The sequence below is a fragment of the Paraburkholderia sp. RAU2J genome, from assembly GCF_003634845.1.
Taxonomy (GTDB): domain Bacteria; phylum Pseudomonadota; class Gammaproteobacteria; order Burkholderiales; family Burkholderiaceae; genus Paraburkholderia; species Paraburkholderia fynbosensis.
Genome location: NZ_RBXG01000002.1, coordinates 2,462,961 through 2,484,435, shown reverse-complemented (window position 1 = coordinate 2,484,435; position 21,475 = coordinate 2,462,961). Strand labels below are relative to the sequence as shown.

Below are 21,475 nucleotides of genomic sequence, written 5' to 3'. Positions count from 1 at the left end.
TGCCATTGCAAACGTCGGTCAGTTTCTCAAGAAGCCTGACTGCTTCAATGTGCGCGTTGAATCGCGCCTCGATCTTATGGCGCGCGTTCGCTGCTATTTCCGTCAGGTTGTACGTGCCTGCAGCAATTTCATCGATGACCTTCGCCAAGCCGACGGAATCGCGCTCATTCACGAGAAAACCTGACACACCGTGATCGATTAACTCAGGAATGCCGCCATGACGTGACGATACGGTTATTACGCCCGAGGCCATCGCTTCCATCAGCACTACCGGCACACCTTCCATGTCGCCATCCGACGCGGTCACCGAGGGGAGCACGAAGATGTCGGCTTCACTCATCAACGTTCGCACTTTCTCATGAGGCTGCCCGCCTAGAAAACGGACATGCGATTCGAGATTCAACTGGACCACCAAAGCTCTCAGCGAATTTTCAAGTTGACCTGAGCCGACGATGGTCAGCTTCACCGCAGACTTGATATATGCCATGGCCCGAATCGCATATTCGACACCTTTCTTTTCCGTCATTCTTCCAATGAGAAGAATACTCAACGTCGTCGGTGACGAGTCGCACCTCGAGAACGGAAATTTGTCGATATCGACACCCATACGGCTGACATGGATCTTTGCGGAATCGCAACCCCACCCCCGAATGCGCTCTGCAAGGAACTGACTGACTGGCAGAAAAAGTTGGCCACATCGAAAAAGGCGAAGATACTCGCGACGATAGGAATCAACCAGCCTGTGGCTCGTCACGTCATGGCCGTGAAAGACAGTAACCAGGGCTCCAGAAATCAGTCCTGCTTCGCGCAAGTATTGCGCACGAACACCGACCATGCCGAAATGTGCGACTACTGCTTCGTACTTCAGGGTCGAGTTCATACTCGAGACGCGCGCAATATCGGCCGCCGCTGCCCACCGCCGCTGAAGCACCGCGCGCGCCGCGACTCGACAGGCATGCTGGGCGCGCCGATCGTAAAGTCCGCGAGAGACGAGTTGTGCAACAGCTAGCATTTTCGCAGCGCGACTCGCGCCGCACTTCGGACTCTCGAAGGGCGGACATTCGCGGTCTATCACCCGGACAAGCGAGTCATCTCCCCGCGTGAGGCCCAGAATCGAGACATCGGCGCCAGCATCTCGTAACGCCCGCGCTTGCTCTATGATGAACGTCTCGGAAAGCACGGGAAAGCGTTGCGCAATGATAAGTATCCGCATGAATCGGCCCTCGTTAAGCGTGCCGGGAACTGATAACCACGTGCGCCTCACGCGAAAAACTCAACGCCTACCTTATCGCTATTCGTGAGACGCAAAGCGCATGTGAGGCGCCTTATAACTCCCCGAGTCTTGCGCATCCGTTGTGAATGCTGGCGATCTGTTCATAACGAAGAAGACCGAACGCATCCCGCCGAACGTTTGTGAGTGAATCCCGATCGCGGTCTCAGGACCGACGCGTCAGTGCGATGAGCCGAGTCCGTCGCTAACGAACACGTCGCACACAAACACCTCGCACCGGCGCAGACATCGCAAAAGACCGCACGAACGCGTAGCACCACCCGGACGCGCCGCTACCGACCATTGCGCCGCTCATGAAGCGACCATTGACCCGCTTGACTCGCCAGGACAACATCGAAATCGTTGTTGGCAAAGAAATTCGCCAGCAACGACTCGATCCTGTGAATATTCCGATGGCCCCGATTGCGCGAGTTTGACGCTGCCATAGCGGGCATTCTTCGCATGCAGCGCTTCAACGATCGACCAGGTGCGGTCGCGGGAACCGTCGTCGACGAAAGTGATGCGGCCTTCGTCACTCACTTCGCCGGCGTCGGTCAATCGCTCCACAGGGCGCGAGAAGCCGCGTACCCGTCTCAGGATGGGCTGCTTCGTTGTGGCACGGTACGACCAGATTCAACGTCGTCATGGGCAAATCGCCATTTCTGAAGCTGCCTCGACCCGGAGTCAGGCGTTTCGCATATTTGGACATTAATACGCATTTCCGATCACATGCAAGCGCAAGGTCTTCGCGTGTCCGAAAATCGCTAAAACAGCGGGGAAAACGCCGAATCAGAGTGCGTCATCCTCGCCCGCAACATTTGTGCATCGGGCGAAGGGTCGGCGTTTTTTTGCCGAGTACAAGATTCGCGACATCACCGAGGAGATGGCGCGCCTCATGCGCTGCCCGCGCGCACGCCCGATTTCGGAGCGGGCGTGAGCATGTCGATCCCTTGGGAGAAGCGCTATTGCCGAACGCGCAGCTCCGTGCGCAGAAGTATCGGAGCGCTCCCTGGAAGTCGCGGAAAGCCGCCTCCTGGTGACGCATGACCGTTCCGGCTCCACCATGATGGACGACAATCCACTGGCGCGAAAGGTCTTAGGTTTCGCCCGGCGGTCCAGTCCAATGGTCGACGGGTGACGATGCGGGCATGCGGCCGGGCGGCTCTTCATGGCCGGGCGGAGCCTCATCCGATTGCCGTGGACAGCTTCGACATCCTCAGGCAGGCGAACGGCAGCACCCGGCCCGAGCCCGAGGCCGACATCGCACAGGAAGTCAGCTCAGGCGACGGCTGCCAATTCACTCAAGCGCAGACTGTTTCGCGGCACGGCCTGATTCAGGGTTAGCCCTGGCGCGCTCAATACGTGCAACGTGGTGGTGCGGTGGTTGTCGATTCCGATGCGAGTCGATCGTCGTATCTACAAACCGATCGGATCCGTAGACCCGGAGGAATTTATGCGCAAGCTCATTGTTTTCACTTTCATCAGCCTCGATGGCGTCGTTCAAGCTCCAGGCGGGCCCGAAGAAGATACCAGCGGCGAATTCCGCTTTGGCGGCTGGATGGTTCCCTACGCCGACGAAGCCGTCGGCCAAAACCTGCAGGACGTGCTTTCGGAACCGTTCGAGTTACTGCTGGGGCGTTGCACCTACGACATATTCGCGGGGTATTGGCCGCACGTGCCGGCCGACTCAGGCAGCCGCGCGATTGCCGACCTGTTCAACCGCGTACCCAAGCACGTGGCCACGCATCGACCCGGTCCCCTCGACTGGCAGAACAGTCGCGCGCTGCAGGGCGACCTTGCCGACGCCATACGCACGCTAGAACCGCAAGACGGCGCCAATCTATTGACGTTCGGCAGCGGCGCGATCGTGCGCCAACTGCTCGCCGCCGGTCTGGTCGATGAGCTTCGGCTTCTGATTTACCCCGTCATGCTTGGACGCGGCAAACGCTTGTTCGGCGACGACGCACTGGCCTGCGCATTCACGCTGGCTCACTCGGTCAGCACGCCCGGCGGTGTGCTGATTACCCGCTACCTGCGCGACGGCGAAGTGCGCACAGGATCGTTCGAGTAAGGCGGCTATCTCCGCAGGGAGCCGGCAATTTGGCATGCTCTTCCGGGCACGACGAATTGCCGCCTCACGCATCCTTCAAGCCGAACCCATTTCGCGGTTCGGCTAAATGTCTGTGTTCGTGCGAAGAGGCGCATCCATTAGACGATTCGCATCCGTCTTTGCCAGCAATTCAAAGTCGTTAGTCGATCGCTTTCCGAATTGCATTAACGGCGGACTGGGTCCCAGCTCAATGCAAATGGCATATAACAATCGATGGCACTTACAGCGGTCCGAGAGCGCACCGAAAAATGCCTGTCTGTGCACCCAATCGATGCCATCAGCAATCACGATCACGTCGCCCCAATCCATACGCCAGGCGCGCCGCAATTCATCCAATGCGCAACACCCCTCACACCCCCACAAAAAAAAATCCTCACCCTCACCGAATGTGCTAGAAATAATAACTGCACGGGGGCACCGGCAAACAGCCGTACGGGGCAAGCGAGCAAGCGATCTTGGGCTTTCAAAATTCTTAATCGCCGCGAGGTGAATCATGAGAATAAAAACGCTTTTAGGGTTTGGGGTGACGACGGTTGCCTCGGCGCTAACGCTACAGTGCGGCCCTGCGTGGGCCGACGGTCCCGAAGCCGCCTATGCGGCCGACGAGGAAGCGCCGGCTGCCTCGCTGAGTCCGGATGAATATCAGGTCAACGCGGACGGCATGAAAGAGGATCCGAAAGCGAAGATGTCGGATGTGGCTCGTGCTTATCGCAACGGCTATATGAATCGTGGCAAGGAGGATCAGGCCGGTTATAACGCGATGATCGAATCGCACAACCACGGCCAGCGCAAGCCCACCAACACGCAGGTGGCCCGAGTGGACGTGCCGCCCTTGCCGGCCGGCCTTCCCGAAGACGACAACTCGAAGTACACCACCATCCCGCCGCAGCCTCGCCAGTATGCGCAGCGCCAGGTCTCGCAACCGCGCCAGGTGCCACAGCCGCCGCAGCAGCAACAGCCGCAGCCGCAGCCGCAGCCGCAGTACCGGCAGGCCTATCAGGAGCCGCAGTACGCACCGGCGATGCCGATGCAGTACCAGCCGGCGCCCGAGTATGCACAGGCGCAGATGCAGCCGGTCTACGCCGACAGCCAGCCTGTGTATGTGCGCCAGGAGTATGCGCCGCCGCCTCCGGTCCAGTATGTCCAGGTCTACGCGCAGCAGCAGTACGAAGAGATGCCGGTGGTGGAAACCGTGATGCAGCCGGTCGCGCCGCCCGTCGCCTATCAGGTCTATCGGCCGCCGGTCTACTACAGCGCGCCGCGCATGTATGCGTACCGCGCGCCGATGGTGAGCTATCGGATGTGGCGCTGACGCGTTAGCCGGGCGTCCTGAACCGTGACGCAGGGTCGCGCGGGGAAGGCGAACGTCCGGAAAGCAATCGATGGAGTTTGTGTAGGCTCGGCAGATTCACACCGAGCCCCGAGTCTTTGCGCGCACGAGAAGTGCGATCGCGCAAGGCGCGCAACAGATGGCGCCTCAAACTGAAGTGTTGCCCGGTCGGCTCATGCAAACCAGACCGGTCATGTCGAAGCTGCTACAGCGGCATCGATCCTGATTGTTCGATGCCGTCGAGCCGCGCATCGACGACAACGTGTCGAGCCTAGTGACCGCTGCTGTGCCGTGTGCGCACCGTCAACCGGTTGGTCACGGCCCTGACGCCGCGAACCGATCGTGCGGCATTCCCGGCCCGCTGAATCTGTGAGCGCTGCGGCACGCTGCCCGTCAGCGTCACCACGCCGTGGCGCGCCTGCACATGAATGGACGCGGAGTTCAGCCCGGTCGTGCGCGTAAAGGCGCGGCGAACGTCGCGGACCAACTGGCTATCGGTTCTGGCGCGAGACGGAGACGTCGTGATTGACTGGTTTTGCGCGGACGCATCGTTCGGCATACCGCCGGGTGTCTGCGCAAACGCATACGTTGCGCCAATCGCGAGGGATACGGCGACAATCGCGCCGACTATTCTGCTCGTGCCGTTTGTTCTCACTATTCCTCCTTTGCCGGTTTGTCCGGGTCTGCCTTTCAAGCTGCGTGGTGCTAGCGGGGGCGAAGCGGTGAAACGTGACGCCGCCTCGAGAAGCGTGTGCGACCGCCGGATCTGATTATATGCCGCGCTGACAGTATGAACGGGGCGTTCACGACATTGCCGCGTGAGGGCCGGTTCTCGCGGATGAGGCCAGGGCGACGAGTCACGACGCGTGTGTTGTTGTGACGGCGGTGTGTCGACGGAGAACGGCGGAAAGCGGCTTGCCGGAGGATGGCGAAAGCGCGAAGAGCACACATGACTCTCCGGCCAGTGCGCAGCCAAGCGCCGCAGACCGGCGGGAAGATTGCATCGCGAACTTGCGCCGATTGCCTCGCGAGCGGGTGCGTGCATCAGCGCGTCAAGCCACGCGTGCGATCCACCTGCTCGATGAGTTGGGCGACCGAATTGGCGAGAAACTTTGCGTGCGCTTGCGCATCACATGGCGCTGATCGGCGCTTCGCAGTGCGTGCGCTCAAGAGCGCCGCCGTCGACGCTGCGATCGCAATGATGATCGACGCCACGAAGATGGCGGGATCATGGTGAATCGCAGGCTCCATCAGCAACGCGTGCATGCCCCCCACGTAATGCATGCTGGTGATGCCCAGACCCATCAACACCCCCTCACCAGCAACCGGACCATACCCAGATCTTTGCGCGTGACGATATACAGCGCGAACCACGAGACGAGCACGGCAATGAGGAGCGAGTAGCCGGTCACGGCGAGATCGTAGCCGCGTGGAGTGCTCAGGGAAAACGACAGCGTTTCGATGAAGTGCATCGACCGGATGCCGATGCCCATCGCCAACGCGCCGCGGGCCAGCCAGATCTGCCGCGTGCGCGTGTAGGCCAAAGGAGATCCGGTCCGCGAGACCGAGCGTCGTATAGGAAGCGAGCGTCGCGATGACGAGAGAGAAGGCCACCAAGCCCAGGTTGTAGTGACTTTGCATAGGTCCGCGGCTTTTATAAGAGCTCGATTAGTGATGACAGGCAGAATCGCCGGTATTCGTTGTCGATGAATGGCTCGCCAATGGCCCGGCCGGCAAACCGCGCTGGCCGATGCGGTTGTCTATTCAGTCGGGCTCTCCTCCGTGGCAGCCGGATCATTCCGCGGCATTGCATCGGTTGCGAATTGAATTCGGTTCGGATGCAGAGTGGAGCGGAAAACAAAACGGAATGGGGTTTAGTACAGCCGACCGAAAGCTAATTGAAGAATTGAAGGGAAAATGACGGGTTAATTGCAATTGATGCCGGATGTATGGCGGCTCGGCGGCGTGGTGCGCAAGCGCGGTCAGTGACGGGATTCGGCGCCGCTCGACCCTGTTGAGGCCTGCATCGGACGAATATTCAGCATCCGTTTCGAACCGTGACAGCCCCATGTCTTCTGGACGAAGCCGGCCTTGCGGGGACGGCCGCCTCGGGGAACGCACAGTATCCTGGCGAAGTTCATCAACCCGTCATGTGCGTAAGCGCACCGACGGAGTGCATGACGCCGGCGCGTAATAGAGCGAAAATTCCTCGTTCAAAAAACCTGCTATGGCCAACGCATTGGAAATGCTTTCTGCTACACCCCTCGAGAATCGGCGCGAGGATAGCGAGGCGAATAAAATCGACTTCAAAATGCATCCCGCCAGTTTTGGCGGGCATTTTGGTTGGCTTTCCGAACCGTTGCCAAAATCCGCTGAAAATGGCAAAGCGGGCATCGTATTTTGCGCTCCGCTCGGTCACGAAGCCTTATGGCTGCATCAAACTTTGCGCTCGCTAAGCGAGCGCCTCGCGGCCCGGGGATTCGTGGTCCTCAGATTCGATTATGCGGGCACCGGCGATTCCATCGATCCGGGCGGCTTGGTCGAACCGGATAAATGGGTGGACGAGGCCGTCGAGGCCGTGGGCTTCATGAGACGCGCGACGGGTGTCGAGCGTGTCGCGCTGGTGGGATTCCGCTTTGGCGCGGTGGTCGCCGCGCAGGCAGCGCGGGCGGCGCATGTCGATACCGTGGCGCTCGTCGCGCCGGTGGTCGGCGGACGGCAGTTTGTGCGGGAATTGAATGTACTGCAGCGCACCTGGCTGGAGAAGGCAAGGCAAAACGTTCGTGACGACGCCGACGCGGCGGCCGGTGCGTTCGACGTGCTGGGGCATCGCTTCAGCCGCGCCGCCATCGACGCGATCGCGCAATGCGATCTGCGCCGCGCGACAGCGTCCCCGGCGAGCAAGCTGCTGATCGTCCACCCCGGTGATCAGGGCCCCAGTAACGAGTTGGCGGACAAATATGGCGCGCTCGGCGCGCAAGTCGATTCGCTTCCATTTGTCGACTACGCCGAGGCGCTGCAGCCCTCGTGGCAGGCAAAGCTGCCGGAGGCGACACTCGCCTCGATCGAAGCATGGTTCGGCCGCGTATTCGAGCCTTCGTTCCCGGCAACCGGTCTTCCGCCTGCGGCATTCAACACGGTGGCGTCGCTGCTCGCGTATCGGCGCTCGCGCGGGTTGAGCGGCGCGGTCGAAAGACCCGTGGAACTCGCCGACGGACGTTTGTTCGCAATCCTGTGCGAACCCGAAAACCGTGCGGAACGCGCGCCGCTCGTCGTGATCGCCAACACGGCGGCGACCAGCCATGTCGGCGACGGTCGCTTTAACGTCGAACTCGCGCGCTCGCTGGCGCGGGCAGGATTCGCCTCCTTGCGCGTCGATGCGCACGGCATCGGCGACAGCCGCAACGCATGGATGGTCGCCGATCCTTCCTTGCTCAGCTACGAGCAGCTTGCCGCCGATACGTCGCTGGCGGTCGATTGGGCGGTGGCCAGGGGGCATCCACGCGTGGCCGTGTTCGGCATCTGTTCGGGCGCGTATCTCGGCCTTCTCACCGCCACGACCAATCCTGCGGTGCGGGCGCTGCTGCTGGTCAATCTGCAGGCCTTCGATTTTCCGGCCAATTTCCGGATGTGCGACGCCACCACGATCGGTGCGGGCTCGACGCGCGCGCACTTTCGGGCGATGCTGCGGCTGCGGAAATGGTCGCAGGTTCTGCGCGGCGAGGTCGGTCTGCGGCCTGTGTTGCGAACGTTGTCGCGCTATGCCGTCGACGCTGTCGTGAGCAACGTCGCGGCCTTGACCGGCGACGCAAATCGCGCCACGGTGAACAAAGGCTCCCGCGCCCGGCAGCGGATGAAAGATCTCGATGCGCGCGGCGTGCGTGTCAGGCTGCTGTTCAGCCCGCTCGATCATGGGCTCGACGAACTGCACATGCACTTCGGGCCGGGCGGCCGCCGGCTCAACAAGTTGCTGCACGCGCGCGCGATGATCATCCCGAACATGGACCACGAAGTCCTGAATCGTGCGGCACGGCAGCAGGTCGCCGCGGTGTGCGAGAGCTTCTTCAAACAGGCGCTCGCTCACGAATGAAGCGGGTGACGTGTGGCGGTGTGCGTGTTCGCGCGCGCGAGGCGAATGGCGACGGTGGGCCGACGGGCTTGCGACGTTCGTGTGCGTGACGCCAATAGAAGCGCTGACTCATGCAGCAGTGCCGGACTACTCTGAAAGTCTCTCTGAGGAAGTGTTTTTGACGCTGGTCGACGAGGCCACACGACTCATGGTGCGGTATCTACAGTAGACGCCGTCGTAGACGTTGACGGCACGCCTGAATGCTACGCTATACTCCAATCCATGGACTCGAAACCGACCGCGCTGAATCTGCATCGTTGGTGGCCCGCCTGAATCCGGCGGCCCGTTTCCTCACGCATATCGCAAACGTGATGCCGCCAGTCCCTGGCGGCATTTTTGTTTCTGCACGCCGATGGCTGGTGGTTTCAAAAGTATGAGACTCCAGTTCATGACACAAGCCAATCGACCCACTATCCTGACCGGCGACCGAACTACCGGTCCGCTTCACCTCGGTCATTACATCGGCTCCTTGCGAGCCCGCGTTCAGCTTCAGCACGAGGCCCGGCAATTCCTGCTTCTCGCCGATACACAGGCGCTGACCGACAACGTGGGGCGGCATCAGCGTGTTACCGAGAACGTCATCGAAGTCGCGCTCGACTATCTTGCCGCAGGCATCGATCCGTCGACGTCGACGATCTTCATCCAGTCGCAGGTGCCGGAGCTGGCGGAACTCACCCAGTACCTGCTCAACCTCGTCACGGTCGCGCGTCTCGAACGCAATCCCACCATCAAGGAGGAGATTCGTCTGCGTGGCTTCGAGCGAGACATTCCTGCCGGCTTTCTGACCTATCCGGTCAGTCAGGCGGCAGACATCACGGCGTTCAAGGCGACGCACGTGCCGGTGGGAGATGACCAGATACCGATGATCGAGCAAACCAACGAACTGGTGCGCCGCTTCAACAACACGGCCGCGCGGCCTGTGCTGGTTGAGTGTGAGGCGGTGTTGTCCCAGGTCACTCGACTACCCGGTATCGACGGCAAGGCCAAGATGAGCAAATCCCTTGGGAACGCCATTGCATTAGGCGCCACACCGGACGAAATCACGGCGGCGGTCAACAACATGTACACGGACCCGAACCACTTGCGAGTCAGCGACCCTGGCCAGGTGGAAGGCAATGTCGTGTTTGCGTTCCTCGATGCGTTCGAGCCGGATGTGCAGAAGGTGGATGAACTCAAGGCGCACTATCGCCGAGGTGGATTGGGCGATAGCGTCGTCAAGCGCGTACTCAACGACCGGCTCCAATCGCTGATCGAACCGATTCGCACGCGCCGTTGCGAGTTGGCGAAAGAGCGGGCCGAGGTGCTGGCGATTTTGCGTCGCGGCACGATGCGCGCGAGAGAGGTGGCCGCACAGACGTTGTCCGAGGTTAAAAGCGCGCTGGGTTTGACCTACTTCGAGAGCTGAAAGGTGGTTGGCCGCACCTGAAAGAGCGGCCCTCACCGGACAGGTCATCTGCACCGGCGGGGGCCTGTCACTGCACAGGACGGGAGACGCAATGTGAACGACCGGCTGCGCTTCCCGGTCAGGCGAATTGAGAACCGCGTCGCCGCACCATCGAACTGTTTAACGTATTGCGTGTGGGCTCAATATGAAAGCCCGTATCCGTACGGATATAACGGATGCGCTGTATCGTGCGGCAAGTCCTCCAGCTGCGCGTTGACCTCATCCATCGACGACGGCAGTTCGAACGGCAGTTTGCCCTCCGGCTTGCCTTTGCCGGTCAGCACGTCGAACAGCGCGATATCGCTTGCGCCGAAGTTGGCGAGAATCGCAGTCGTCTTGTCCTGCACATTGGTCAGAATGGCCGGTCTGTCCATGTAGACGGATACGATCGATTTCGGCGCGGCGGCCGCCTGTTTGATCGCCTCATAGTCCTTGTTGCCATCGACGAAGGCGAGACTGCCTTCATGCTGCATGGCGCCGAACACGTAGTTCGGATGCAAGGTCTCATAGGGCGTGCTCACGCGCACGATGGCCACATCGGCGGCTTGCGGCGTATCGACAACCGTGTAACCGTATTGCTGGGCCACCGCCGGGTCGATACCGTACAGCCATACTTTCTTGCCCGTCGCCGTCAACGGCAAGACGTTGCCACTGTTTTGCAAGAGCACCATCGAACGGCGCTGTGCATCGAGCGCCTGCGCCTTGAAATCCGCATTGCCGACGATCGTGGCCGCCGCATCCGCATCGACATACGGATGATCGAATAGCCCTTGCTGGAATTTCTGCAGCAGCACGCGATACGCCGAATCGGCAAGCCGTGTTTCACTCAGCAAGCCCTGATTGACGGCTTGAATGAGGAACGACGGATCGTCTTCGCCGCCGAACTGGTCGATGCCTGCCGTGACGGCCTTTGCGAAACGCTGCAGGCGCGTAGCGGTTTCCATGCCCCACGGCATGCCGAGCCCCGCAAACGAGGGCGAGCCTGATGAAACGCCGTTCATGCAGCTGGTGTCGCAATCCGCGGCGATCAGCCAGTCCGACACGATTACGCCCTTGAAGCCGTATTTGCCGCGCAGCAGGTCGGTCAGCAGTGCCTTGTCGTAGGCCGCGCCCACCTGCTCGAGCGCGATGCCGTCCACGGTCACGGGCGCGTCTGGCTCCGAATAGGTCGGCATCACCGAGCCGACGTTGGCCGCGAATGCGCCCTCGAATGGCTTCAGGTGATAGGCGAAGTTGTTACCCGGATAAGTCGCATAACGGCCATAGTAATTGTGGCTGTCGAAGCCTGATTTCTGCGCGCCGTAAGCGGCCCAATGCTTGACCACGGCAATCACGCTCTTCTCGTTGATGCCCGTGCTGCCACCCTGGAAACCTTCGATATACGCCTGAACCTGCGCCTTGGCGAGATCCGCGTCTTCACCGAAGGTGCCATTGATGCGGGCCCAGCGCGGTTCGGTGGCAAGATCGGCCTGCGGCGAAAGCGCCTCCGTGATGCCGACCGCGCGATATTCCTGCCGCGCTATATCGCCGAACTTGCGTGTCAGTGCGCTATCGCCGATCGCCGCGAAGCCCAGCGTCTCGGGCCATTGCGAAAAGCCGCTGCCGCCCGCGCTCGCCCCCAGCACGTACTGGAAGTGATTGCGCGGATCGGAACTGATCGACACCGGGATGCCGAGCCGCGATTGCTCCGCCAGCGTCTGAATCTGGTTGTATTGCGATGCCATCGTCTTCGCATCGCCGCTCATGCGGGTAATGTAGGTGCTGATGTCGAGATCGTTGATTTGCGTCTTCAACGCCGCGAGATCGTAGGCCGTGCCGGTTCCCGCGCCGGTCGTATCGTTCAGCACGGGCGCGGTGCCGTGCATCATCAGGCCGGCTTTTTCTGCCAGCGTCAGACGGCCGGTCAGATCACGTGCGCGGTCCTCGGCGGAAAGACGCCAGTCCTCGTAGGGATCGAGCTGGCCATTGCGATTCATGTCCTTGAACTTGAGGTTGTCCTTCGTGAGCAGCGGCAGAGTGGTATATCCCAAGTCGCGCTGTGCGACGGTGGGGGAATCGTTGAGGTCGCTGCCGCAAGCAAACAGGCCGAGCGCGAGCGCGGCGCTGGCGGCGGCGATTGCCGTGACCCGGCAAGCGGGTTGGGAAAAGAGGTGCATCTGTGTCTCCGGGATTCGGTGGATCTTTCGAGTTTTGGCAGCCCAATCGACGGGCCGCGCATTACCTTATCCTTACCGTCTGCTACCGGTTTGACTGCGCGGTGCACGGTTTGCCTTTGTGGAGCAAGGCGCGTATCGAGCCTTGGCGAAAGTTAGGGAAGGCGAAATGTAATGGCAATTCCTGATGGATTCGCACGCGTGCTGTGGGCATGATCGGGACATGCCCGCCCATCTGGAACTCATGTTTGCCAACACGACGTCGCGCATCGCCCCGCGCCGTACCGTTTCGAACCGCATTGCCGTCGCCGCGCTGCAAGCTGCCGGGTCCGCCGGCATGCCACCGGAAACATTTACTGCACGCACCGGCATCGCTGCACAGGACCTGATCGACATCAATGGCCGGATCGACGGCGCGCGGCATCGCCGGCTGGTCGAGTTGATGGCTTCCATGAGCCCGAATGTCGAACGTCTTCTGGATGAACGCTGCGGTCTCTTTCCGGATTTCCCTGTATTGGGCAACCTGTGTCTGAACGCACGCACGCTGCGCGAGGCTATCGATGCGTTCATTACATTTCGCCCGCTCATTGGCGAGTTCGATTTCCTTTTCTACAAGGAAACACCCGAGTGGGTGCGCTTCGAGTACATCGCCGAATTCGCGCCCGGCAACTGCTTCCAGGCGCTCGCCAATTTTCACGTGCTGGCGACATTGATCCGCGCATACGATGGCGCGCATTCCACAGTATTTCGTGTTGCGTTGACCTGTAGTGAGCCGCGTCGCTCTCGCACGCCCGGCGATTTTTTCGGCGCGACGGTGCAGTACTGCGCGCCCGCAAATCAGATGCAGTTCTCCTCGGCAGCGTTAGACCGGCCCTTTTCCAAATACAACGCCGTGCTCGCTCCGTTTCTGCTGGAGCAGACGCAAAAGGAATTGCAGCGCGTTCAGCAAAGCGGTCTGTTTTCCGCCCGTGTCGCGGATCTGGTCAGGGACATCATCGCGGGCGAAAGCGCGGAGGCGCCGACGTCATCCTCCTTGCTGACTCAGATCTGTGAACGGTTGAACACTTCGCGTTGGACTTTGCGTCGTCAATTGCAGGCCGAAGGTCTGCATTTCAGCGAGCTGGAAGCGCGGGTCAAGTTCAAGGAAGCGTGCCGATTACTGGCCGACACACGCTTCAGTGTCGCGCAGATCAGCGAGCAACTCGGCTTCTCGTCGCAAAGCGCTTTCACGCGCTTCTTTCGCAGCCGGCACACGACGCCGCCAGTGGCTTTCAGGCAGTGGGCGCAGATTCAGCAGGAGAGCAGAGGGTGGATTTGAGGTTGGCCTTTTGCTCGTAATCTCCAGCCTGAGCGAACGACTGTTCCGACATTGGGATCGTCGTTGAGGTCATCGGTTACGCTGAAATGGTTTTGGAACGTCGCCTGAATTATTTGCCAGAAAGAATCGAATCTGTAATTTCATACCGCTCATCGCCAACGGAAATCAGATTGACCTCGCCGTTTTTTCTGGCGACAGCTTTCTGCGCCAGTGACTGGTCGGTAGCCGTTGTACTGACTCCTATCACTGCACCGTCCGCACCGAAGAAGATTGTGCGAGCACCGCCTGGAGGCCAGTAGACCGTGACATTCGCAGTACGGTCGCTGTGACGTGTGACGACGAATCTGCACATGCCTGCAATCTGGCCCGCACTTCGTGCGCACGGGAGCTTCCCTGTCGCGCTGAAAGCGGTTCCTTTTGTCTTTGGGTGTTCGTTTTTGTGGCCGTTTTTGTGGCCGTTTTTCTGGCCGGTCGCGGCGCGGCTCATCGCGGCATCCATCGGAACCGAGATCAGTGTGACGCCTTCCGCCTGACCGACCACATGCCCGCGATGATCGCGAAGCATGGCCCGCACACTCGCGCTATCAGCGCCGCCCGGACAACCGACGAGCGTTGCCGTATGGTCGAGGTAGGCGGAAGTCGCGGGCGATTCGCCAAGTCGGCGACACGCATCTCCTGCCTTCGGATAGCCGTCACCGAAGGGCGCCAGTGAAGCCGGCCATGCGAAGGGTTCGCGTGCATCTGCCCCATGCGCCGGGCTACTGACCGTGACGAAGACGAGCGCCGCCAACGCTGCGGCCGAACGGGAAAGATCGACAGCGTTGCCCATTGGACTTTCTCCTCGTGTTGACACCGGTTTGCAGTATCGACACCGAACGGCATCACGCAGCCCTCGGAAAACGCAACCACAAGCCCTTTCCAGCAACATCAGTCAATTTACGCTTCGGCCAGAACCTGCTCGATAACCTTCACGAACTGCTCCACAGGTTGCCCGCCTGTCACCAGATATCGACGGTTGAAAATAATAGCGGGCACCGACTGGATGCCCATCTCCTGATTATTCTGTTCTTCCGCGCGAACCTCATCGGCATAGATGCCGCTCGTCAGGATGTCGCGCGCTTGCACAGCGTCGAGTCCCACGGACTGCGCCGCTTCGAGCAGCACGTCATGATTGCTCGGGTCCTTCCCATCGGAGTGATAGGCTTGCAGCAGCGCGATCTTGAGCGGCAACTGTTTGCCTTCGATGCCGGCCCAATGCAGCAGGCGGTGCGCATCGAAGGTGTTGTAGACCCGCGTACGCGGGCCGAACGTAAAGCCGACGCTCGCCCCGCGTTCGCGGATCATCGCTTGCGTTTCGGCGATTTGCGCCGGTGTGCGTCCATACTTCTTGCCGAGATAATCGACGATGGCCTCGCCGGCCGGTCCCATCTGCGGATTCAGTTCGAACGGATGCACGGTAATTTCAGCGTCTATAGTGTCCCCAAGACGCGCGAGCGCGAGCTGAAGCGAAGATAGACCGATCGCACACCACGGGCATGCGATGTCGGAGACAAAATCGATGGTTAGCGCCTGTTTCATTGTGGTCCTCGCTGGGGAATGACGCGTTGCGTAGCCGGCACGGCATGTTCGCAACAGAGGCCGACAGCGTAGCCTGAATCGCCGGCTCTTGCAGGACCGCGCGTCGATGGGCGAGCATGGTCGAATTGAAGCGCAAGACCCGGAGTGTTTTCTGTTGTCGACGGCCGTACACTGGCTCGAATGATGATATCTCATGGAACCGGCTACGCGTACGGCCGCGAATCAGCTATGAACCCAAGTGAAGCGAAAGCTCCCACCCTCCCATTTACAGCAACGATCACGCAACGGATCGACGCGCTGGACTGGCGAAGAATCGAGCAGGATCTCGACCTGTACGGATGTGCCACCGTGCCCGACCTCATCACAGCGTCCGAATGCGACATTCTGGCGGGCCTCTATCCGCGCGACGATCTCTATCGAAGCCGCGTCGTGATGGCTCGCCACGGTTTTGGCCGTGGCGAATACAAGTACTTCCAGTATCCGCTGCCCAACATAATTGGAGCGTTGCGCACAGCAATATATCCGCACCTGGTGCCGGTCGCGAACCGATGGAATCAGGCCATGAACATCGACGTGCGTTATCCGGCGATGCACGCGGACTTCATCCGGCGGTGCCATGACGCCGGCCAGGTCCGTCCGACGCCGTTGCTCCTGCAATATGGCGAGGGTGACTACAACTGTCTTCATCAGGATCTTTACGGCGAACATATATTCCCGCTTCAGGTCGCGATTCTGCTGTCGGAGCCTGGGCGGGATTTTACCGGCGGGGAGTTCGTCATGACGGAGCAGCGTCCGCGTATGCAGTCGCGTGCGGAAGTGGTGCCGCTGGCAAAAGGCGACGCAGTGGTGTTTACGGTGAACAGCCGGCCCGTCCAGGGGACGCGGGGTCCATATCGTGTCAATCTGCGTCATGGGGTTAGCCGGTTGCGGTCGGGGCACCGCCATACCGTGGGCATTATCTTTCACGACGCATTGTGAGGTGAGCCGTACAGGTTGGAAGCGGGAGCGCCGGGATCAAAAGAGCGTCATAAGCCGCGTTGTCGTCATGACGCATGAGGGTCCGCACCGGCAAACACCGTCTTCTTTGGCGAATTCCGCAACCCGCGTCACAATCGAGGAATCTGCCGCGACACGACACCATGGAAAACCTCCTCAAGAAACTGGACCTCACTTCGCTGCGCCTGTTCGTCGCCGTCTGCCAGGAGCGCAACATTGCACGCGCGGCCGAGCGGGAGTTCATCGCGTCGTCCGCGGTGAGCCGGCGCATCGCCGAGATCGAAGTCGTGATCGGCTTGCCTGTGATCCAGCGCCAGTCGCGCGGCATCACCGTGACGCCGGTCGGCGAGACCGTGCTGCGCTACGCGCTGGCGATCATCGGCAACATCGAACAGATGAGCGCGGAGTTGTCGCGCTTTTCGTCGGGCGCAAAAGGGCGGGTGCGAGTGGTCGCGAATCTTTCGTCGATCGTGCAGTTTTTACCGGAAGACGTGGCGGCATTTGGGCGCGCGTTTCCGGAGGTATCGATTGAACTGGAAGAGGAAAACAGCGCGGACGTGCTGCGTATCGTCGATGAGCACGGCGCCGACTTCGGCATCTGCAACCAGATTGCCGGCAGCGAGGCTTTCGAGCAGGTGCCGTACCGGCAAGATCGGCTGGCGGTGCTGGTGCCGGGAGGACATCGGCTCGCCAACGCGCCGCGCGTCACGTTCGACGAACTGCTCGAAGACCGCTTTGTCGGCCTGCGTAGCGAGAGCGCCTTGACGCGCCTGCTTGCGCAGCAGGCGGCGAGCGCGGGGCGTCAGCTCGATGTGAGGATTCGCGTCAGCAGTCTCGACGCGCTATGCCGGATGGTGCACGCCGGGCTCGGCATCGCGATCGTGCCCGAGCAGGTCGGGCTGCTCTACGTGAATGCGCTCGACGTGCGCCTGCTGCCCTTGAGCGATGCGTGGGCCGTGCGCCGTCTCATCATGATCTTCAAGGCGCGCGAGCAGTTGAGCGCGAGCGCGGCGGCTTTGGTCGGGTTCCTCGGCAACCAGCCATAGCATGACCGGGGCAGGGTAAGCTGGCGCGAACCGACGCCAGCCGACGCGCCCCGCCGCGATATTCAAGGCAACATAACGCACCCAGCCCTCGCCAAACGAGAAGGCTGCGTTGCCGCACCGGCACTTCGGCATCGACCCTGCGCGCCGTATAGTGAGTGCAAGGAGAAATGCACTGATGAGCGATACGATTCGTCTGGACGGCCGCGTGCTGTACCTGTCTCAAGATCCTGCTGTGATCGACGCGCAACTCGCGGGTGAAAATTTCACGCGCGCCACAGCCGGGCCGTTACGCGAGAACGTGTCCACCGATGAGATCACGCCGGTCACCGTAATGCTCACCTACGACGAACGGCTCGGCCAGTATCCCTACGTCGGCTTCAAGGCTGGCGAGCGCATGCCGATCGGCCGCAATGCGGTGAAAGACGGCGGCTTTCAGATCACGGTGGCGGGCAAGCGTTACGGCAAAGGCTCATCGCGTGAATCGAGCCCGTTGGCGGAATTGTCGGCGGGCATCCGGCTGATCGTTGCGGAGAGCTTCGAGCGAATCTATCAGCAGAACTGCGACAACATCGGCATTCTCACGACCACCGATTTCTCCGTACTCGATCGGCTGGTCGCCGGCGAAACGGTGCCGATCGACGAGTTTCTCAAAGGCCGCGACGCGCTCACGCAGCAGATCATTCGCAGCGGCGGCCTGCTTGCATACAGCAAGTTCGCGGAGTGGCCCGCGCCGTGTGTGCGCGATGCTGCGGGCGACGGAGCGCAGGGCGCTGAAGTTGGCGAGCCGAAAACGCTGGTCGAGAAAATCATCGATCGCCATCTGCATCCGGACATCGCCAGCGCGCAGCGCGGCGACGGCGTGTTCATCGCTGCCGACTGGCGCTTCAGCCACGACTACTTCACCGGCATGTGCGCGCATCTGATGCATCGCGCGTTCGGCAAGCCGGCGCCGCTGCACGCGGCGGATCACATCATCGCGTTTCAGGACCATCTGGTGCTGGCGCCGCAGAGCATTCCGCACGTGCGCGACGGTCTGTTGCCGGGCGTTGCCAATCTGATGGAAGGGCATACGTCGTTCTCGCGCGATTATCCGGTGCGCTCGCACGGTGCGCTCGATGGCGTGCCGGGTTCCGAAGGCATCTGTCACGCGTTGATGGCCGAGCAATATGCGTTGCCCGGCCAGGTGGCGTGCGGCACCGATTCCCACACGCCGCATTCGGGCGCGCTCGGTTGCCTCGCGTTCGGTGCGGGCGCGACGGAAATCGCCAATAGCTGGGTGACGGGCTATGTGCGCTGCAAAGTCCCGGAGACGCTGCGTATCGAGGTCGACGGCAGCTTGCGCGAGGGCGTGACCGCGAAGGACGTGGTGCTGCATCTGCTGCAAATGGATGCGATCCGCTCGGGCGGCGCAATCGGCCTCGTGTTCGAATACGGCGGCGCAGCGGTGCGCGCGATGTCGATCGACGAACGCGCGACTTTGACCAACATGGTCGCGGAATTGGGCGGCTTCACCGGCATCGTGGAGCCGGACGAACGCACGGTGGCGTTTCTGAAGGAGCGGCGCGGCGTCGATTTCGCGCTGGAAAGCTGGATGAAAAGCGATGCGGGCGCAGTCTATCGCGACACGATCCGCATCGACGCCGGCGCCATCGAACCGATGCTCGCGCGTCCTGGCGATCCCGGCAACGGGGTGCCGGCGCCGCAACTGGAGCAGGACGTCGCGATTGACATTGCGTATGGCGGCTCGTGTACCGCAGGCAAGCGTGAAGACTTCGATTTCTATCACGAGGTGCTACGTTGGGGCGTCGAGCGGGGCATCCGTGTGCCGGAGGGTACGCGTCTATATCTGCAATTTGGCACGATGGCGGTGCGCGAGTATTGCGAGGCGCAGGGCTATTTGCCGGTCTTCGAGCGTGCGGGCGTGACGATCGTGATGCCGGGTTGCGGCTCGTGCGCGAATTGCGGGCCGGGCCAGTCGGCCGACGCGGATCAGGTGACGATCAGCGCGATCAACCGTAATTTCCCGGGTCGCTCGGGTCCGGGCAATGTATGGCTGGCGAGCCCGTATACGGTGGCGGCGAGTGCGCTGGCCGGGAAAATCATGACCTTTGAACAATTGAAGCGCACACGCGGCTAGAATGCTGGCCGGATCTCGGAGCCGGCATCGTGACGCGTGCGACGCGCGAACGTACGAAAGACCGGCGTCAGGGCGGTTTCGGCGGAGCCTTATGTTTCGCCGGTATCAGGAGTATTCAGGCTGCATGACAGCCTTGCATGGGACTGGAGTAAGCGCTAAAGCGCCAACTCCGGTCGACAGCTTTGCATGGGACTGGAGTAGGCGCTAAAGCGCCAACTCCAGTCGACAGCCTTGCATGGGACTGGAGTAAGCGCTAAAGCGCCAACTCCGGTCGACAGCTTTGCATGGGACTGGAGTAGGCGCTAAAGCGCCAACTCCGGTCGACAGCTTTGCATGGGACTGGAGTAGGCGCTAAAGCGCCAACTCCAGTCGACAGCTTTGCATGGGACTGGAGTAAGCGCTAAAGCGCCAACTCCAGTCGACAGCTTTGCATGGGACTGGAGTAAGCGCTAAAGCGCCAACTCCAGTCGACAAAGGAGACGAACGACATGGCTTTCCCAGATCACGCCGACTCCGCCGCACGCAACGGCGGCAGCGTGACGTATTCCAGCACCCTCGGCAACACACCGTCCGACACCACCGCCGCCGCGCCGCTCGACGCTGGCAGCATTTCGGCGCGCCTCGACAGGCTGCCCGCCACGCGTTCCATCTGGAAGCTGGTAGTCCTGCTGAGCCTCGGCTTCTTCTTCGAACTCTACGATCTGCTGTACTCCGGTTATGTCGCGCCGGGTCTCGTCAAGAGCGGCTTACTGACCGCGACGACGCACGGTCTGTTCGGCTCGACTGGCGTCGCGAGTTTCATCGCCGCTCTGTTCAGCGGCCTCTTTATCGGCACGATCGCTTGTGGCTTTCTGGCGGATCGCTTCGGACGCCGCGCCGTTTTCACGTATTCACTGCTCTGGTATACAGCGGCCAACGTCGTGATGGCCTTTCAGGAAACGGCGACCGGCCTGAATGTCTGGCGCTTCGTCGCGGGCGTCGGAATCGGCGTCGAACTGGTAACGATCGGCACGTACATCTCCGAGCTGGTGCCCAAGCAGATTCGCGGCCGCGCGTTCGCGTGCGAGCAGGCGGTCGGCTTCACGGCGGTGCCGGTGGTCGCGTTTCTGTCGTTTCTGCTCGTGCCGCGCACGCTATTCGGTCTCGACGGCTGGCGTTGGGTCGTGCTCATCGGCGCGCACGGCGCGCTGTTCGTCTGGTGGATTCGTCGCGCGCTGCCGGAAAGCCCGCGTTGGCTCGCGCAGCAGGGGCGTCTCGCCGAAGCCGACCGCGTGATGAGCGCGCTCGAAGCGAAGGTGCGCAGTGAGTACGGCCGCGAGTTGCCGCCGCCGGCACCGCCGCTGCCAGTTACACCGCGCGGCAGCTTCCGCGATATGTGGGTGCCGCCGTATCGACGCCGCACGCTGATGATGACTCTCTTCAACATCTTCCAGACCGTGGGCTTCTATGGCTTCGCGAACTGGGTGCCCACACTGCTGATCAAGCAGGGCATCACGATCACGACGAGCCTGATGTATTCGAGCGTGATTGCGCTGGCCGCGCCGCTCGGTCCCGTCATCGGCCTCTTCATCGGCGACCGCTTCGAGCGCAAGACGGTGATCGTCGTGATGGCCGGCGTGAACATCGTCTGCGGGCTGTGGTTCAGTCAGGCGTCAGGCGCGGTGCTGCTGGTGAGCCTCGGCGTGTGTCTGACGCTTGCGGGCAACATCATTTCGTACAGCTACCACGCGTATCAGACTGAACTCTTTCCGACCAGCATCCGCGCACGCGCGGTGGGCTTCGTTTATTCGTGGAGCCGGTTTTCGGCGATCTTCACGGCCTTTCTGATCGCGGCGGTGTTGAAGCAATTCGGCACGTCCGGCGTGTTCGTGTTCATCGCCGGTGCGATGCTGATCGTGATGCTGGCGATCGGTTTGATGGGGCCGCGCACGAAGGGGCTGGAACTGGAGAAGATCTAGAAGCAG

The 21,475-nt window shown here is 61.3% G+C and carries 17 protein-coding genes and 1 pseudogene; 10 read left to right on the top strand and 8 right to left on the bottom strand.

Features of this window, described 5'->3' with window-relative positions; genetic code table 11:
* Window positions 1-31: 31 nt before the first annotated feature.
* A pseudogene (locus B0G69_RS42170) lies at window positions 32-1,213 on the bottom strand (glycosyltransferase); the annotation flags it as partial.
* A 369-nt stretch (window positions 1,214-1,582) separates the two neighbouring features.
* Window positions 1,583-1,828, bottom strand: a complete 246-nt coding sequence (locus B0G69_RS40755) for a hypothetical protein (protein WP_147440782.1) — start codon at window positions 1,826-1,828, stop codon at window positions 1,583-1,585.
* 639 nt (window positions 1,829-2,467) lie between these two features.
* Between B0G69_RS40755 and B0G69_RS41125 the strand changes: the two genes are divergently transcribed.
* The 3 genes from B0G69_RS41125 to B0G69_RS28630 all read left to right on the top strand — a co-directional run bounded on the left by B0G69_RS41125 (window position 2,468) and on the right by B0G69_RS28630 (window position 4,692).
* Entirely contained in the window at window positions 2,468-2,614 is a 147-nt protein-coding gene (locus B0G69_RS41125; RefSeq protein ID WP_158608990.1) for a hypothetical protein, read from the top strand.
* Between the two features lie 109 nt (window positions 2,615-2,723).
* A complete protein-coding gene (locus tag B0G69_RS28635) occupies window positions 2,724-3,341 on the top strand; it encodes a dihydrofolate reductase family protein (RefSeq protein ID WP_121323190.1) in 618 nt (205 codons plus the stop codon).
* 532 nt (window positions 3,342-3,873) lie between these two features.
* Window positions 3,874-4,692, top strand: coding sequence for a hypothetical protein (locus B0G69_RS28630; protein WP_121323188.1), 819 nt, complete (start codon window positions 3,874-3,876; stop codon window positions 4,690-4,692).
* 289 nt (window positions 4,693-4,981) lie between these two features.
* Here the strand turns inward: B0G69_RS28630 and B0G69_RS28625 are convergent, their stop codons facing one another.
* The 3 genes from B0G69_RS28625 to B0G69_RS42160 all read right to left on the bottom strand — a co-directional run bounded on the left by B0G69_RS28625 (window position 4,982) and on the right by B0G69_RS42160 (window position 6,254).
* The gene (locus B0G69_RS28625; RefSeq protein ID WP_241991560.1) at window positions 4,982-5,269 is read right to left on the bottom strand and encodes a BON domain-containing protein; all 288 of its coding nucleotides are present in this window, start codon (window positions 5,267-5,269) and stop codon (window positions 4,982-4,984) included.
* 485 nt (window positions 5,270-5,754) lie between these two features.
* Window positions 5,755-6,015 carry an MHYT domain-containing protein gene (locus B0G69_RS42165; RefSeq protein ID WP_241991496.1) on the bottom strand — a complete coding sequence of 87 codons (261 nt, stop codon included), beginning with the start codon at window positions 6,013-6,015 and terminating at the stop codon, window positions 5,755-5,757.
* Window positions 6,015-6,254 carry an MHYT domain-containing protein gene (locus B0G69_RS42160; protein WP_241991495.1) on the bottom strand — a complete coding sequence of 80 codons (240 nt, stop codon included), beginning with the start codon at window positions 6,252-6,254 and terminating at the stop codon, window positions 6,015-6,017. Before B0G69_RS42160 ends, B0G69_RS42165 begins: the two co-directional genes overlap by 1 nt.
* A gap of 683 nt (window positions 6,255-6,937) precedes the next feature.
* Between B0G69_RS42160 and B0G69_RS28615 the strand changes: the two genes are divergently transcribed.
* Both B0G69_RS28615 and trpS read left to right on the top strand, forming a co-directional pair.
* Complete coding sequence (locus B0G69_RS28615; protein WP_121323184.1) at window positions 6,938-8,800, top strand: alpha/beta hydrolase; 1,863 nt, start codon at window positions 6,938-6,940, stop codon at window positions 8,798-8,800.
* 427 nt (window positions 8,801-9,227) lie between these two features.
* Window positions 9,228-10,244, top strand: coding sequence for a tryptophan--tRNA ligase (gene trpS / locus B0G69_RS28610; RefSeq protein WP_121323182.1), 1,017 nt, complete (start codon window positions 9,228-9,230; stop codon window positions 10,242-10,244).
* A gap of 179 nt (window positions 10,245-10,423) precedes the next feature.
* On the opposite strand, the gene B0G69_RS28605 is transcribed toward trpS, so the two are convergent.
* Window positions 10,424-12,439 carry a glycoside hydrolase family 3 N-terminal domain-containing protein gene (locus tag B0G69_RS28605; RefSeq protein ID WP_121323180.1) on the bottom strand — a complete coding sequence of 672 codons (2,016 nt, stop codon included), beginning with the start codon at window positions 12,437-12,439 and terminating at the stop codon, window positions 10,424-10,426.
* 220 nt (window positions 12,440-12,659) lie between these two features.
* On the opposite strand from B0G69_RS28605, the gene B0G69_RS28600 reads away from it, so the two are divergent.
* Window positions 12,660-13,754, top strand: coding sequence for an AraC family transcriptional regulator (locus B0G69_RS28600; RefSeq protein ID WP_158608988.1), 1,095 nt, complete (start codon window positions 12,660-12,662; stop codon window positions 13,752-13,754).
* A gap of 109 nt (window positions 13,755-13,863) precedes the next feature.
* On the opposite strand, the gene B0G69_RS28595 is transcribed toward B0G69_RS28600, so the two are convergent.
* Both B0G69_RS28595 and B0G69_RS28590 read right to left on the bottom strand, forming a co-directional pair.
* Window positions 13,864-14,583, bottom strand: a complete 720-nt coding sequence (locus tag B0G69_RS28595; RefSeq protein ID WP_121323176.1) for a hypothetical protein — start codon at window positions 14,581-14,583, stop codon at window positions 13,864-13,866.
* Between the two features lie 107 nt (window positions 14,584-14,690).
* On the bottom strand, window positions 14,691-15,332 hold the full coding sequence (locus B0G69_RS28590; protein WP_121323174.1) for a DsbA family oxidoreductase: 642 nt from the start codon (window positions 15,330-15,332) through the stop codon (window positions 14,691-14,693).
* A 228-nt stretch (window positions 15,333-15,560) separates the two neighbouring features.
* Between B0G69_RS28590 and B0G69_RS28585 the strand changes: the two genes are divergently transcribed.
* From B0G69_RS28585 to B0G69_RS28570, 4 genes are all read left to right on the top strand, one after another.
* Window positions 15,561-16,310, top strand: a complete 750-nt coding sequence (locus B0G69_RS28585) for a 2OG-Fe(II) oxygenase (protein WP_121323172.1) — start codon at window positions 15,561-15,563, stop codon at window positions 16,308-16,310.
* Window positions 16,311-16,471: 161 nt separating this feature from the next.
* A complete protein-coding gene (locus B0G69_RS28580) occupies window positions 16,472-17,374 on the top strand; it encodes a LysR family transcriptional regulator (RefSeq protein WP_121323170.1) in 903 nt (300 codons plus the stop codon).
* Window positions 17,375-17,549: 175 nt separating this feature from the next.
* On the top strand, window positions 17,550-19,511 hold the full coding sequence (locus B0G69_RS28575) for an aconitase family protein (RefSeq protein ID WP_121323168.1): 1,962 nt from the start codon (window positions 17,550-17,552) through the stop codon (window positions 19,509-19,511).
* 488 nt (window positions 19,512-19,999) lie between these two features.
* Window positions 20,000-21,469 (top strand): MFS transporter, encoded by a 1,470-nt coding sequence (locus B0G69_RS28570; RefSeq protein ID WP_121323166.1) that lies wholly within the window; start codon window positions 20,000-20,002, stop codon window positions 21,467-21,469.
* Window positions 21,470-21,475: the final 6 nt, after the last annotated feature.

Bases quoted from the DNA above. Each gene is read 5' to 3' on its own strand.
- B0G69_RS28635 (WP_121323190.1), top strand. From the start codon at position 2,724: ATGCGCAAGCTCATTGTTTTCACTTTCATCAGCCTCGATGGCGTCGTT.
- B0G69_RS28630 (WP_121323188.1), top strand. From the start codon at position 3,874: ATGAGAATAAAAACGCTTTTAGGGTTTGGGGTGACGACGGTTGCCTCG.
- B0G69_RS28625 (WP_241991560.1), bottom strand. From the start codon at position 5,269: ATGCCGAACGATGCGTCCGCGCAAAACCAGTCAATCACGACGTCTCCG.
- B0G69_RS42165 (WP_241991496.1), bottom strand. From the start codon at position 6,015: ATGGGTCTGGGCATCACCAGCATGCATTACGTGGGGGGCATGCACGCG.
- B0G69_RS28615 (WP_121323184.1), top strand. From the start codon at position 6,938: ATGGCCAACGCATTGGAAATGCTTTCTGCTACACCCCTCGAGAATCGG.
- trpS (WP_121323182.1), top strand. From the start codon at position 9,228: ATGACACAAGCCAATCGACCCACTATCCTGACCGGCGACCGAACTACC.
- B0G69_RS28605 (WP_121323180.1), bottom strand. From the start codon at position 12,439: ATGCACCTCTTTTCCCAACCCGCTTGCCGGGTCACGGCAATCGCCGCC.
- B0G69_RS28600 (WP_158608988.1), top strand. From the start codon at position 12,660: ATGCCCGCCCATCTGGAACTCATGTTTGCCAACACGACGTCGCGCATC.
- B0G69_RS28595 (WP_121323176.1), bottom strand. From the start codon at position 14,583: ATGGGCAACGCTGTCGATCTTTCCCGTTCGGCCGCAGCGTTGGCGGCG.
- B0G69_RS28590 (WP_121323174.1), bottom strand. From the start codon at position 15,332: ATGAAACAGGCGCTAACCATCGATTTTGTCTCCGACATCGCATGCCCG.
- B0G69_RS28585 (WP_121323172.1), top strand. From the start codon at position 15,561: ATGAACCCAAGTGAAGCGAAAGCTCCCACCCTCCCATTTACAGCAACG.
- B0G69_RS28580 (WP_121323170.1), top strand. From the start codon at position 16,472: ATGGAAAACCTCCTCAAGAAACTGGACCTCACTTCGCTGCGCCTGTTC.
- B0G69_RS28575 (WP_121323168.1), top strand. From the start codon at position 17,550: ATGAGCGATACGATTCGTCTGGACGGCCGCGTGCTGTACCTGTCTCAA.
- B0G69_RS28570 (WP_121323166.1), top strand. From the start codon at position 20,000: ATGGCTTTCCCAGATCACGCCGACTCCGCCGCACGCAACGGCGGCAGC.